10 protein-coding genes are annotated in these 13,652 nt (G+C 66.0%); all 10 read left to right on the top strand.

Going from position 1 to position 13,652, the window contains the following annotated elements; all coding sequences use genetic code 11:
- Nucleotides 1–6 precede the first annotated feature (6 nt).
- The 10 genes from PSQ39_RS11025 to PSQ39_RS10980 all read left to right on the top strand — a co-directional run bounded on the left by PSQ39_RS11025 (nt 7) and on the right by PSQ39_RS10980 (nt 13,616).
- Complete coding sequence (locus PSQ39_RS11025; protein WP_273926813.1) at nt 7–1,167, top strand: acyl-CoA dehydrogenase family protein; 1,161 nt, start codon at nt 7–9, stop codon at nt 1,165–1,167.
- Between the two features lie 33 nt (nt 1,168–1,200).
- The gene (gene mmsB / locus PSQ39_RS11020) at nt 1,201–2,085 is read left to right on the top strand and encodes a 3-hydroxyisobutyrate dehydrogenase (RefSeq protein WP_273926812.1); all 885 of its coding nucleotides are present in this window, start codon (nt 1,201–1,203) and stop codon (nt 2,083–2,085) included.
- Between the two features lie 150 nt (nt 2,086–2,235).
- A complete protein-coding gene (locus tag PSQ39_RS11015; protein WP_273926811.1) occupies nt 2,236–4,566 on the top strand; it encodes an EAL domain-containing protein in 2,331 nt (776 codons plus the stop codon).
- A gap of 51 nt (nt 4,567–4,617) precedes the next feature.
- Nucleotides 4,618–5,823 (top strand): succinyldiaminopimelate transaminase, encoded by a 1,206-nt coding sequence (dapC, locus tag PSQ39_RS11010; RefSeq protein WP_273926810.1) that lies wholly within the window; start codon nt 4,618–4,620, stop codon nt 5,821–5,823.
- Nucleotides 5,824–5,826: 3 nt separating this feature from the next.
- Nucleotides 5,827–6,651: a 2,3,4,5-tetrahydropyridine-2,6-dicarboxylate N-succinyltransferase gene (gene dapD / locus PSQ39_RS11005; RefSeq protein ID WP_273926809.1), complete on the top strand. Its 825-nt coding sequence runs from the start codon at nt 5,827–5,829 to the stop codon at nt 6,649–6,651.
- Nucleotides 6,652–6,744: 93 nt separating this feature from the next.
- Nucleotides 6,745–7,902 (top strand): PilT/PilU family type 4a pilus ATPase, encoded by a 1,158-nt coding sequence (locus tag PSQ39_RS11000; RefSeq protein WP_273926951.1) that lies wholly within the window; start codon nt 6,745–6,747, stop codon nt 7,900–7,902.
- Nucleotides 7,902–9,074, top strand: coding sequence for a succinyl-diaminopimelate desuccinylase (gene dapE, locus PSQ39_RS10995; protein ID WP_273926808.1), 1,173 nt, complete (start codon nt 7,902–7,904; stop codon nt 9,072–9,074). The genes PSQ39_RS11000 and dapE overlap by 1 nt, the downstream gene beginning before the upstream one ends.
- Nucleotides 9,071–9,988 (top strand): 50S ribosomal protein L3 N(5)-glutamine methyltransferase, encoded by a 918-nt coding sequence (gene prmB, locus PSQ39_RS10990; RefSeq protein ID WP_273926807.1) that lies wholly within the window; start codon nt 9,071–9,073, stop codon nt 9,986–9,988. The genes dapE and prmB overlap by 4 nt, the downstream gene beginning before the upstream one ends.
- Nucleotides 9,989–10,170: 182 nt before the next feature.
- Nucleotides 10,171–12,234 (top strand): ABC-F family ATP-binding cassette domain-containing protein, encoded by a 2,064-nt coding sequence (locus tag PSQ39_RS10985; RefSeq protein ID WP_273926806.1) that lies wholly within the window; start codon nt 10,171–10,173, stop codon nt 12,232–12,234.
- A 56-nt stretch (nt 12,235–12,290) separates the two neighbouring features.
- A complete protein-coding gene (locus PSQ39_RS10980) occupies nt 12,291–13,616 on the top strand; it encodes a hypothetical protein (RefSeq protein WP_273926805.1) in 1,326 nt (441 codons plus the stop codon).
- Nucleotides 13,617–13,652: the final 36 nt, after the last annotated feature.

The following is a 13,652-nucleotide window of genomic DNA, read 5'->3' as shown; positions in this document are numbered from 1 at the left end:
CACACGATGGACTTTGAGTTGTCCGAAGAGCAGCGCGCCTTCGCCCAGAGCGCGCGCGACTTTGCCCAGGCGGAATTCGCCCCCCATGCCGCTCGCTGGGACGAAGAAGCCATCTTCCCGCGCGAAGCCATCGCCCTGGCCGGGGCCTTGGGTTTTTGCGGCCTGTACGCGCCCGAGGCAGCTGGCGGCCTGGCGCTGCCCCGCCTGGATGCCACCCTGGTGTTTGAAGAACTGGCAGCGGTGGACCCGTCCACCACGGCCTTCATCAGCATCCACAACATGGCGACCTGGATGCTGGGCACCTGGGCCACGCCCGCGGTGCGCGAGCACTGGGGCCCCTTGTTGTGCAGCGGCGAGAAGCTGGCGTCCTACTGCCTGACCGAGCCCGGTGCGGGCTCGGACGCGGCCTCGCTCAAGACCCGGGCCGAGCTGGTGGGCCACGAGTACGTCATCAACGGCGGCAAGGCCTTCATCTCGGGTGCGGGCAGCACCGACGTGCTGATCCTCATGGCGCGCAGCGGCGGCCCCGGCGCAGGTGGCGTGTCGGCTTTTGTGGTGCCCGCCGATTTGCCTGGCATCAGCTACGGCAAAAAGGAACACAAGATGGGCTGGAACAGCCAGCCCACCCGCACCATCAGCTTCGACAATGTCCGCATCCCCGCCGACCACCTGCTGGGCGCCGAGGGCGAGGGCTTCAAGATCGCCATGAAGGGCCTGGACGGCGGGCGCATCAACATCGCCACCTGCTCGGTCGGCGCGGCCCAGGGCGCACTGGCCCAGGCGCAGCGCTACATGCAGGAGCGCCAGCAGTTTGGCAAGCCCATTGCCAGCTTCCAGGCGCTGCAGTTCAAGCTCGCCGACATGGCAACCGAACTGGTGGCCGCCCGTCAAATGGTGCGCCTGGCTGCAGCCAAGCTCGATGCGGGCGCGCCGGACGCCACCACCTACTGCGCCATGGCCAAACGCTTTGCCACCGATGTGGGCTTCAACGTCTGCAACGAGGCACTGCAATTGCATGGCGGCTACGGCTACATCCGCGAGTACCCGCTGGAGCGCTTGCTGCGCGACTCGCGGGTGCACCAAATCCTGGAAGGCACCAACGAGATCATGCGGGTGATCATCTCGCGCCGCATGCTCGACGGCGACGCACCCGACGCGATTCGCTGACCGCCCCTACTACACGCAACGGAGACAAACCACATGAACATCGCCTTCATCGGTCTGGGCAACATGGGCGGCCCCATGGCCCTGAACCTGCAAAAAGCCGGCCACAAAGTCCAGGCCTTCGACCTGTCCCAAGCGGCTTGCGCCAAATGGGCCGAACAAGGCCTGGCCATTGCCGCCAGCGCTGCTGACGCCGTGCTTGGCGCCGAGGCCGTGATCAGCATGCTGCCCGCCAGCCAGCACGTCGAGTCGCTGTACCTGGGCGACACAGGCTTGCTGGCCCAGTTGGCCAGCGGCACGCTGGTGATCGACTGCTCGACCATCGCTGCAGCCAGCGCCCAGAAAGTGGCCCGGGCGGCCACGGCGCGCGGCCTGCCCTGCCTCGACGCCCCGGTGTCCGGCGGCACGGGCGGCGCCATCGCAGGCACCCTGACCTTCATGGTCGGCGGCGAGGACGCGGCCCTGGCCCTGGCCCGCCCCCTGCTCGAGAAAATGGGCGCCAACATCTTCCACGCGGGGGCTGCCGGCGCGGGCCAAACGGCCAAAATTTGCAACAACATGCTGCTCGGCATCCTGATGATCGGCACCAGCGAGGCCCTGGCCCTGGGCGTGGCCAACGGCCTGGACCCGAAAGTGCTGTCGGAAATCATGCGCCGCAGCTCGGGCGGCAACTGGGCGCTAGAGAAATACAACCCCATGCCGGGCGTGATGGACACCGCGCCGGCGGCCAAAGGCTATGCGGGCGGCTTCGGCACCGACCTGATGCTCAAGGACCTGGGCCTGGCGCAAGAGAATGCCGCTGCCGTCAAGGCCAGCACCCCGCTGGGTGGCCTGGCGCGCAGTTTGTACGCCGCCCACAGCCTGGGCGGCCAGGGTGCGCTGGACTTCTCCAGCGTGATCCAGATCCTGCAAAAACGCTGAGGGCCCGCTGGGCCCCTTGAATGCGCAAATCGGGGTGTTCTGAGTAAAAAGTGTCCGATCGGTCCACTTAAGCAATCAGAAGCGAACAATCTCAAAGCAGCAAGTTTTCTGAGCTGACTAGAGTGGGGAGTCCACCCAAAAACTCCCCCAATGCGCCTATTTCCAGTCCAGCATTCGGCCCAATACGAAGCGACCCGCGCCGACGTCACCCACATCATCCTGGTGTGTTTGATCGTCGGCTTTTTATCTTTCGTCGTCATTGGCTGGGTCATCAGCGTCCACTTTCAGTGGGCTGTCTTGCTCTCACGTTCGGTGGTGATTCTGATCACCTTGAGCGCGCTGGCCATGGTGTCACTCGGTTCGGTGCGCGGCAGTGCCAGGCTGCTGATTTGGGGCTTGTGGTGCGCCAACATGGAGATCGCCAGCCAAAACGGGGGCCTTCACGCCCCCCAGATCCTGGCCTTTCCGGTGCAGATCGGGCTGGCGGGCTGGTTGCTGGGCCGCAAGGAAACCTGTGTCCTGGCCTCACTGACAGGCGTGGGCTTGCTGGGCCTGCTCTACTTGGAGCAGATCGGCCAAATTCCACCACCGCGTTCGCCACAGCCCTTCATGCTAGTGCTGCTGATCATTGGCAACCTGACCATCGCCACCTCCGCCGCCCTGCTGAGCCGCGCCAGCTACCAGCGCCAGATGACACGCTTGCACAACGCCATGAACGACGTGCTGACCCGCGATGCCGAGCTGCGCAAGCTGCTTCAATTGCTGGACCAATGCCCTGTCAGCGTCTCCATCACCGACGACAAGCACCGCATCGAGTACCTGAACCAAGCCATTGAGCGCAGCCGCGGCTTGCAGCGCGCCCAGTGGATTGGCCGGCCTTCCCAAGACCTCAACGGCCGGGGCCTGACCCCCGCCCAACAGGCCTCGCTGGCCCAGGCCCAGGCCCAAGGCAAGCGCTGGCACGGCGAGCAAACCCTGCCAGGCCCCCACGGCCAACACCGCATCGAAGAACTGGACGTGGTGCCTCTGCGCGACGCCCAGGGGCACATCACACACTGGTTTGAGTTGTCGCAAGACATCACCGACCGCCGCTGGGCTGCCGAGCAGATCGAGCGCCTGGCTTACTTTGACCCCCAAACCCAATTGCCCAACCGGGCGGCCTTGCTGGACCACCTGCACCTGCTGCGCAACCTGCAAGACGGTGTACAGGCCCTGGTTTTGTTCCGGCTGTGCGGCTTGCGCGCCTTGCACGACGCCATGGGCCCGGAAGCCAGTGACCGCCTGCTCAATGACATGGCCGACGCCCTGCGTGAGATCCTGCCCGACACCGCCCAGGCCTACCGACTGGGGGGCGGCACTTTCGCCGTCCGGCTGGGCCGCCTGCCCATCATGCTGGATGAGGCCCTGCCCGCAGCCCAGGTGCAGACCGAACAATGGTTGCACTGGCTGCGCCGCCCCATTCGGCCCCTGCAAACGCCGGGCGGTGGCGGCTCCGTCACGCTGCGCCTGGGCGCGTCCCTTTACCCCATGGGGCTTGACGACCAGGCTGGGCGCGGCCTGCAGCGAGCCAGCCTGGCGTTGAGCCGGGCACGGCGCGAACAATCACAACAGGTCTGCTGGTACACGCCGCACCAGGTCACGGTCGCTGAGCAGCGGCTGCGCAGCCATGTCGAGTGGACCCGAGCCGCCGACAACGGCCAGTTGCGCTTGTTCATGCAAGGCCAGTACAACGGGCAGGCCGAGTTGGTGGGAATTTGTGCCGAGCTGCGCTGGGATCACCCGGTCATGGGTCTGCTGCCCCCGGAGCGCTTCATGGGTTTGGCGCCCCAAGAATCGGAAGATGCCGGTCACACCCACCTCGATGAATGGGTGATCGAACACGCTGGCGAGTGGCTGGCACGCAACCCCATGCCGCCCAAGGGCATCAAACTCACCTTGCCCCTGCACAGCCCCTGGATCGACCAGGGCGAAACCGCCGACTGGCTGCTGCAGCGCTTGCAGGTTCATGGCTTGGCGCCCCAACACATTCGCCTGGCCCTCTCCACCCGGCACCTGAGCGCCAGCCAGGTCACCGATCCGGCCTTGCTGCCCCACCTGAGCGCCTTGCGGGCCGCCGGTCTGGAGCTCTGCCTGCAGGACGTGGGCTTGGGCGTTCCCTCCCCCTGGCAGCTGCGGGACTGGCCGGTGCAAGGCATCCACCTGGCACCCAGGCTGGTGCAGTCGGTGCCCGACGACAGCCACAGCACCGCCTTGTTGGCAGGCTTGCTGGCTCTGTGCCGCAGCCATGGCTTGCGGGTGGTCGCCGAGGGCGTCAGCACCAGCAGCCAACAACAAACCCTGCACTGGCTGGATGCGGAGGTGGTGCTCCAAGGCAAGTTGCTGGGCAACCCCATGCCGGCCAACGAATGGCCCATGGACCTGCTGGCAGACCGCCCGGCGGTCCCGGCCCTGGGGGCTTCATCCCGCTTTGGCGGCAGCTGATTTAACCCTTGTGGTCCCAAAGCGCTCCGGCCTCCCGGATAATGCGGGCCCATGAATCCCCTGCTTTCCAAACTGCAGCCCTACCCCTTCGAGCGGCTGAGACAGCTTTTCGCTGGCGTCACCCCCAACGCGCACTACAGCCCCATCAGCCTGGGCATTGGTGAGCCCAAGCACGCCACCCCCGAGTTCATCAAGACCGCACTGGTCAACAGCTTGGGGGGTTTGGCAGGCTACCCGGCGACCGCCGGCGAGCCCCGCCTGCGCGAAGCCATGGCGCAATGGATTCAACGCCGCTACGACCTCACCGTCGACCCCGCCACCCAAATCTTGCCGGTCAATGGCTCCCGCGAGGCGCTGTTCGCCTTCGCCCAGACCGTCATCGACCCGCGCTGGCCTACCCCGGCCGTGGTCTGCCCGAACCCGTTCTACCAAATTTACGAAGGCGCAGCCCTGCTGGCCGGCGCGGAGCCCTACTTCGCGCCCAGCGACCCGGCGCGCAACTTTGCGGTGGACTGGGACAGCGTCCCCACCGACATTTGGGCCCGCACCCAGCTGATCTTTGTCTGCTCGCCTGGCAACCCCACGGGCGCGGTCATGCCCTTGGACGAATGGAAGAAGCTGTTCGAGTTGAGCGACCGCTACGGCTTCATCATCGCCTCCGACGAGTGCTACAGCGAAATCTACTTCCGTGACGAACCACCGCTCGGTGGCCTTGAAGCGGCCAAGAAGCTGGGCCGTGACGACTTCAAAAACCTGGTGGCCTTCACCAGCCTGTCCAAGCGCAGCAATGTGCCCGGCCTGCGCAGCGGCTTTGTGGCCGGCGACGCCGCCATCATCAAGCAGTTCCTGCTCTACCGCACCTACCACGGCAGTGCCATGAGCCCCATCGTGCAGACCGCCAGCATCGCGGCCTGGAACGACGAAGCCCATGTGGTGGAAAACCGCGTGCTCTACCGCAAGAAGTTCGCCCAGGTCACCCCCATCCTGGCCGGCGTGCTGGAAGTGGCCTTGCCTGACGCCAGTTTCTACCTCTGGGCCCGGGTGCCCGACGCCCTGGGCCTGAGCGACACGGCTTTCGCCAAGGAGCTGCTGGCTCAATACAATGTCACCGTGCTGCCTGGCAGTTACCTGGCCCGCGATGTGGCCGGGGCCAACCCAGGCGCCCAACGCATCCGCATGGCCCTCGTGGCTGACGCCGCCGAGTGCGTCGAAGCGGCCCTGCGCATCGTGAATTTCGTCCAATCCAAAAGCAAGTAATCCATGACTCAACAGCTGCAAACCCTGATCGACTCCGCTTGGGAGAACCGTGCCAACCTGTCGCCTGCCAGCGCTCCGAAAGAAGTGAGCGAAGCCGTCGACCACGTGATCGCCGAGCTCGATTCGGGCCGCCTGCGCGTGGCCACCCGTGAAGGCGTGGGCCAGTGGACCGTGCACCAATGGGTCAAGAAGGCCGTGTTGCTGTCCTTCCGCCTGAAGGACAACCAATACATCGGTGGCGGCGACCTGGGCTTTTACGACAAAGTGCCGACCAAGTTCGCTGGCCTCAGCGAAGAGCAACTCAAGGCCACCGGCGTGCGCGTGGTGCCCCCGGCTGTGGCCCGCCAAGGCAGCTTCATTGCCAAGGGCGCGATCCTGATGCCCTCGTACGTGAACATCGGTGCCTACGTGGACGAAGGCACCATGGTTGACACCTGGGCCACCGTGGGCAGCTGCGCCCAAGTGGGCAAGAACGTTCACCTGTCCGGCGGTGTCGGCCTGGGCGGCGTGCTGGAACCGCTGCAAGCCAACCCCACCATCATTGAAGACAACTGCTTCATCGGCGCTCGCTCGGAAATCGTCGAAGGCGTGATCGTCGAAGAAAACTCGGTCATCTCGATGGGCGTGTACATCGGCCAAAGCACCCCGATCTACGACCGTGCCACCGGCGAAATCAGCTACGGCCGCGTGCCCTCGGGCTCGGTGGTCATCAGCGGCAGCCTGCCCAAGGACGGCGGCCGTTACAGCCTCTATGCGGCCATCATCGTCAAGCGCGTGGACGCCCAGACCCGCGCCAAGACCAGCCTGAACGACCTGCTGCGCGACTGAGATCGCCCCGCCCCCGCGCCTGGCGTGGGGGCCTGTTGAGCCGCCCCTGCCCCTGGACCCTCACCCGGAAAGTCCCCCTCCATGAGCGCCAACATGAGCATGATGGACCGCATCCTGCGGCTGATGAGCGAAAAGGGCGCCTCTGACGTTTACCTGTCGGCGAACGCCCCGGCGCTGATCCGCATCAACGGCGTCTGTGTGCCGGTCAACAACCAACTGCTGCCTTTTGATGCGCCGCGCAGCCTGCTCGGTGAAATTTTGCTGCCCGCGCAAATGGAAGAGTTGGCCGAGACTGGCGAGCTCAACGTGGGCTACGCCCTCAAGGGCATTGGTCGCTTCCGCATCAGCGCGATGCGCCAGCGCGGCAGCGTGGCCGCGGTGATCCGTTTCATCAGCCACGAAATCCCCAGACTCGCCGACCTGAACCTGCCGCCCATCCTGACCGACTTGATCATGGAGAAGCGCGGCCTCTTGTTGGTGGTTGGCGCCACCGGCTCGGGCAAGAGCACCAGCCTGGCCTCGATGCTGGACAACCGCAACGAGAACAGCACCGGCCACATCCTGACCATCGAAGAGCCGATCGAGTTCTTGTTCAAGAACAAGAAGTCCATCATCAACCAGCGTGAAGTCGGCACGGACACGCAGTCCACCCAGATCGCGCTGAAGAACGCCTTGCGTCAGGCCCCTGACGTGATTTTGATTGGGGAAATCCGCGACCGCGAGACCATGTCGGCGGCGCTGGCCTACGCCCAATCGGGCCACCTGGTGCTGGCCACCATGCACGCCAACAACAGCTACCAGGCCCTCAACCGCATTCTGAGCTTCTACCCTGTGGAAGTGCGCCAGACCCTGCTGGTGGACCTGAGCTCGGCCCTCAAGGCCGTGATCTCGCAGCGCCTGCTGCGCCGCCAGATTGGCGGGCGCATCCCGGCTTGCGAGGTGCTGCGCAACACCAAGCTGATCGCCGACCTGATTGAAAAAGGCGACTTCAACGGCATCCAGGAAGCCATGGAAAAGTCCATGGCCGAAGGCTCGCAAACCTTCGAAGAAGACCTGGCCCGCTTGATCCTGAGCGGCGAAGTCGACCGCAAAGAAGGCATGTCCCACGCGGACTCGCCCACCAACCTCATGTGGCGCCTGCAGAACGACTTCCAGCAGTCCCACAAGGCCGCCAGCGACGCGGCCAAGGCCCGTGTCGAAACCGACGACGAGCCCTCTTTCACCGAAATTGTCCTGGACGTTAAGCACTGATGTCGCGCACCCTGCTCCTGAGCGAACAACTGATTTCCCGCCCCTCCGTGACCCCCGATGACGCGGGCTGCCAAGCCCTGCTGCGCCAGCGCCTGGAGGCCATCGGCTTTGTTTGCGAACAAATTGACAGCGGTCCAGCGGACTTCCGCGTCAGCAACCTGTGGGCCAAGCGCGCCAGCGCCGTGGCCAACGCCCCCACCCTGGTCTTCGCCGGTCACACCGACGTGGTGCCCACGGGCCCGCTGGCGCAGTGGACCAGCGACCCCTTCACCCCCACCCACCGCGATGGCCACCTGTTTGGCCGCGGTGCGGCCGACATGAAGACCTCGATCGCCGCCTTTGTGGTGGCCTGCGAGGAGTTTGTCGCAGCCCAACCTGAGCCGGCGCTGTCGCTGGCCTTGCTGATCACCAGCGACGAAGAAGGCCCCTCCATCGACGGCACCCAAGTGGTGTGCCGCGCGCTGCAAGCCCGGGGCGAGCGCCTGGACTTCTGCATCGTGGGCGAGCCCACCTCGGTCGAGCGCCTGGGCGACATGATCAAGAACGGCCGCCGCGGCAGCCTGAGCGGCAAACTCAGTGTGCAAGGCATCCAGGGCCACATCGCTTACCCGCAACTCGCTCGCAACCCCATCCACCAGGCCCTGCCCGCGCTGGCCGAGCTGGCCACCATTGAATGGGACCGGGGCAATGAGTTCTTCCCCCCCACCAGCTGGCAAGTCAGCAACATCCATGGTGGCACCGGCGCCACCAACGTGATCCCCGGCCAGGTGGTGATCGACTTCAACTTCCGCTTCTCCACCGAATGCACGGCCGAGGGCCTGAAGGAGCGGGTCCACGCGCTGCTGGACCGCCACGGCCTGACCTACACCCTCCAATGGACGCTGGGCGGCCAGCCCTTTTTGACCACCCCCGGCACCCTGGTGGGCGCGGTTCAGCAAGCCATCCGCGACGAAGTGGGCCTGGAGACCGAACTCTCCACCACGGGCGGCACCAGCGACGGCCGCTTCATTGCCCCAATCTGCCCTCAGGTGCTCGAATTCGGCCCCATCAACGCCAGCATCCACAAGATCGACGAGAACGTGAAGGTCGCTGACCTCGACCCGCTCAAGAACATCTACCGCCGCACCCTGGCCCACCTCGACGCGGGCCTGCGTGCCCAGGAGGCCGCATGAGCCAAGCCCTCACCGTGCTGCCCCTGATCGAGCAAGCTGCCACGCAACTGGAACAAGCCGGTGTGGCCTTCGGCCACGGCACCACCAATGCTTTTGACGAAGCCGCCTGGCTGGTGCTTTGGCGCCTGGGCCTGCCGCTGGACAGTGCCCTGGACGGCGCGCCCGATGGCGAAGAAGACGTGGCGCTGCGCCCTGTCAGCGCCGAGCAGGCCGCGCTTGTTCAGGCCCTCATTGCCGAACGCATCAGCACCCGCAAGCCCGCCGCCTACCTGACCCAGGAAGCCTGGCTGCAAGGCGTGCCCTTTTACGTGGACGAGCGCGCCATCGTGCCGCGCAGCTTCATCGCCGAGTTGATCGCCGACGGCAGCATCGACCCCTGGCTCAGCGACCAAACCCACCAAGTGCTGGACCTCTGCACCGGCAACGGCAGCCTGGCCGTGCTGGCCGCCATGGCCTGGCCCGAGGTGGTGGTGACGGGCGCTGACCTGTCGCCCGAAGCCCTGGCCGTGGCCCGCATCAATGTGGACCGCCACGCGCTGCAAGACCGCATCAGTTTGGGTCTGAGTGACGGCCTGAGCGCCCTGCCCGGCCCCTACGACCTCATCTTGTGCAACCCGCCCTACGTCAATGCCCAGAGCATGAGCGAGTTGCCTGCGGAGTACCGTGCCGAGCCCGAACTGGCGCTGGCCGGTGGCACCGATGGCATGGACTTCGTGCGCCAACTGCTGGACCAGGCCGCCAGCCGACTCAGCCAGCACGGGGTGCTGGTGCTCGAGATCGGCAATGAGCGCCCCTACTTTGAAGCCGCTTTCCCCGGCCTGCCCGTGTTCTGGCTGGACACCAGTGCGGGTGAAGACCAGGTGCTGCTGGTCACGCGCGAAGCGCTGATGCGCTTTCATCTGGCCGAGGTCTGAAGCCAGTGCCGGGCGACCCGATCGCCCTGTTCAAGCCGATGCCAAGCCCTTGCTGACGGGTCTCGCATGGGCCTGAAGCGGCTGGCGGGCGGGGCTGAAACCGGCGCGCGCCCACGGTGTCACGCAAGCGTGCGAAAATAGAAGGCTTTGCTTCCTTTTCTCCGGATTGTTCCGGCCACGCCATGATCACCCTCAAAAACATCGTCTTGCGACGCGGCTCCCGTGTGCTGCTGAACCAGGTCTCAGTCAACCTGAACCCAGGCGAAAAAGTGGGTCTGGTGGGCCGCAACGGCGCGGGCAAATCCACGCTGTTTGCCCTGCTCAACGGCAGCCTGCACGAGGACGGCGGAGACTTCGTCATCCCGCGCCAATGGCGCATGGCCCAGGTGGCGCAGAACATGCCTGAGACCGAGGAGTCGGCCACCGAGTTCGTGCTCGGCGGCGACACCCGCCTGGCCGAGCTGCGCGAGCAACTCAAGACCCTGGAGCAGTCCGACGCCTCCTACGACGACCCCGAACATGGCATGGCCATCGCCCAGGTCTACACCGACCTGGCCGACGCTGGCGACCACGACGCCGGCCCCCGCGCCCAGGCGCTGATCCTGGGCCTGGGCTTCCAGTCGCATGAACTGGAACTGCCGGTGAACAGTTTCTCCGGCGGCTGGCGCATGCGCTTGCAGTTGGCGCGTGCCCTGATGTGCCCGTCTGACCTGCTGCTGCTGGACGAGCCCACCAACCACTTGGACTTGGACGCCCTGGTCTGGCTGGAGGCCTGGCTCAAGCGCTATGCGGGCACCATGATCGTGATCAGCCACGACCGCGAATTCCTGGATGCGGTGACCAACGTCACCCTGCACATCGACAACGCCCAGTTGGTGCGCTACGGCGGCAACTACAGCGCTTTTGAAACCCTGCAAGCCCAGCAAATGGAGCTGCAACAGGCGGCGTTTTCGAAGCAGCAGGACAAGATCGCTCACCTGCAAAAGTTCATTGATCGCTTCAAGGCCAAGGCCAGCAAGGCCAAGCAGGCGCAAAGCCGGGTCAAGGCCCTGGAGCGCATGGAAAAGATCGCGCCCATCCTGGCCAACGCAGAATTCACCTTCGAGTTCAAAGAGCCGACCAACCTGCCCAACCCCATGTTGGCCATCAGCGATGCGGCCTTCGGCTACGAGACCGACGAAGGCCAGAAGATCATCCTGCGCGGCGTCAACCGCTCGGTGTTGGCGGGTCAGCGCATCGGCATCCTGGGCGCCAACGGCCAGGGCAAGTCGACCCTGGTCAAGACCATTGCGCGCGACATGAAGGCCTTGGCCGGCAGCGTGACCGAGGGCAAGGGCCTGAGCATTGGTTACTTTGCCCAGCAAGAGCTGGACGTGCTGCGCACCGGTGAGAACCCGCTGGAGCACATGATCCGCCTGGCCCGCGACATGGGCGCCAACTCGCGCGAACCCTCACGCGAGCAAGACCTGCGCAGCTACCTGGGCTCCTTCAACTTCAGTGGCGACATGGTCAAGCAGGCCGTGGGCACCATGAGCGGTGGCGAAAAAGCCCGCCTGGTGCTGGCCATGATCGTGTGGCAACGCCCCAACCTGTTGCTGCTGGACGAGCCCACCAACCACTTGGACTTGGCCACCCGCGAGGCCCTGGCCATGGCGCTCAACGAATTCGAAGGCACCGTCATGCTGGTCAGCCACGACCGGGCCCTGCTGCGCTCGGTCTGTGACGAGTTCTGGCTGGTGGGCCGCGGCATCGTCGGCCCCTTCGACGGCGACCTGGACGACTACCAGCGCTACCTGCTCGACGAATCCAAGCGCCTGCGCGAACTGGCCCGCGACACCCAGCGCAGCCTGGAGGCCGAAGCCGCTGCCGCACCGACGCCAGTTGCGGCCCCGGTGGTGGTGGCCCCGGTGGCCGCCGTGGCGGCACCCAGCCCGGCCCCCGCCCCAGAGGCCGCCAAGCCGGCCGTGGCCCAACGCGATCAGCGCAAGCTCGACGCCCAGGCACGCCAGCAACTCGCGGAGAAGACCCGCCCACTCAAGCGCGAACTCGAGCAAATCGACCAACGCATGGGCAGCCTGAGCCAGCAAAAGGCCGACCTGGAGGCCCGCCTCAGCACCCCGCTGCCGCCGGCTGAAATCGCTGAATGCGGGCGGCAACTGAAAGCAGCCACGGATGGCATCGAGCAACTCGAAGAACGCTGGCTGGAACTGACGGAACAGATCGAGGCCATGACCGCGGCGGCCTGAGGCCCGGTACCGGGGCTGCCAGCATGTGCGTCTGGGCTCGGCGACAATCACGCTCCATGCCGTCCGCCAAGTCCAACCCTTTCTTGAACCGGCTCGCCTGGCCGGGTCTCCCCACCACGCTGCTGGGCCTGTTGACCACGGCCCTGCTGGGTTGCAGCACGCCGGCCACCGGCCCTGCCCAGAGCGCGCCGCCGCGCTACCGCGCCGTCATCGACGCTGGCAGCAGCGGTTCACGCCTGCACCTCTACCAAAGCCAGCCTGACGGGCGCTTTGTCACGGTGCGCGAGCTGTTCAGCAACGCCCAGGCGCCCCACCCCTTGTCTTGGTACGACGGCCGCCACGGCCCGGGCAGCGAGCCCAGCCAGGCGGGCCCAGAGGGCGTGCAAAGCCTGCTGAAGCGACTGCAAAACCACTTGCAAGCCCAAGGCATGGCGCCCGAACAAGTGCCCGTCGAGTTGCTGGCCACGGCTGGCATGCGCCTGGTGCCCCCCGCCACGGCCGACTCCATTTACGCGAGCGTGCGCCAAGCCATCCAGACTCAGGGCTTCACGCTGGGTGAGGTGCGAACCCTGAGCGGCCAAGACGAAGGTCTGTACGCCTGGGTCGATGTGAACTACCTGCAAGGCCGCTTCCACCGCCGTGAAGCCACCGAAGGGGTGGTCGAAATCGGCGGCGCCTCGGCCCAAGTGGCGTTTGCACTGCCCCAAGCGCCGACCGAACCGAGCCCCCAGGTCCGCGTGCTGGACATCAACGGTGCGCGCTATCCGGTGCTGGCGGTCTCTTACCTGGGCCTGGGCCAGAACCAGGCTCGCCTGGCCATGCTGCAGCACCCGGCCTCGGGCGGCACCGAAGCCAATGTTTGCTACCCCCGCAACCCCGAGTCGACCCCCGCGCGCTATTCGGCCGACCTGCCCGGTTGGAGCGTGCTGGCGGCCGGTGGCCGCTACAGCGCAGCGTGCCGCTCGGTGTATGAAGAGGTGGTGCAACAGACCAGCGCAGATGCGCCCAACGCCTACCCTGTGCAGCAGCTGCTGGCCCAGCCGGGCTTTGCCCAGACCCGCTTTGTGGGCCTGTCTTCGGTGTACTACGCCTTCAAGGACTGGGGGGCCCTGACGGCAGCACAGCCCGCCACGACCCTGCAGACCGCGCTGGACCAGCGCTGCGGCGGCCCTGCCGGCTGGCCCCAGGTGCTGGCCCAGTACCACCACCACCTCAACAGCTTCAGCCAAAACGCTTGTGCGAATGGCAGCTTCGTCTGGAGCCTGCTGTACAGCCCCCGCGCCTTGGGCTTGCGGGAGGACCAGCTGAAAGCCCAAGGGCGCGTGCAAGGCCAGGAGCCCAGTTGGACGCGGGGCTGGATGGTCATGCAGGCTGGCCGCTGAGGCCCGCGCCACATCCCCCGGCCCAAAGGGCCAGCC

This window comes from Curvibacter microcysteis, assembly GCF_028649455.1.
In the GTDB taxonomy this organism is placed as follows: Bacteria; Pseudomonadota; Gammaproteobacteria; order Burkholderiales; family Burkholderiaceae_C; genus Curvibacter; species Curvibacter microcysteis.
The sequence above is the reverse complement of the archived record's forward strand: the minus strand, read 5'-3'. Positions and strand labels throughout refer to the sequence as shown.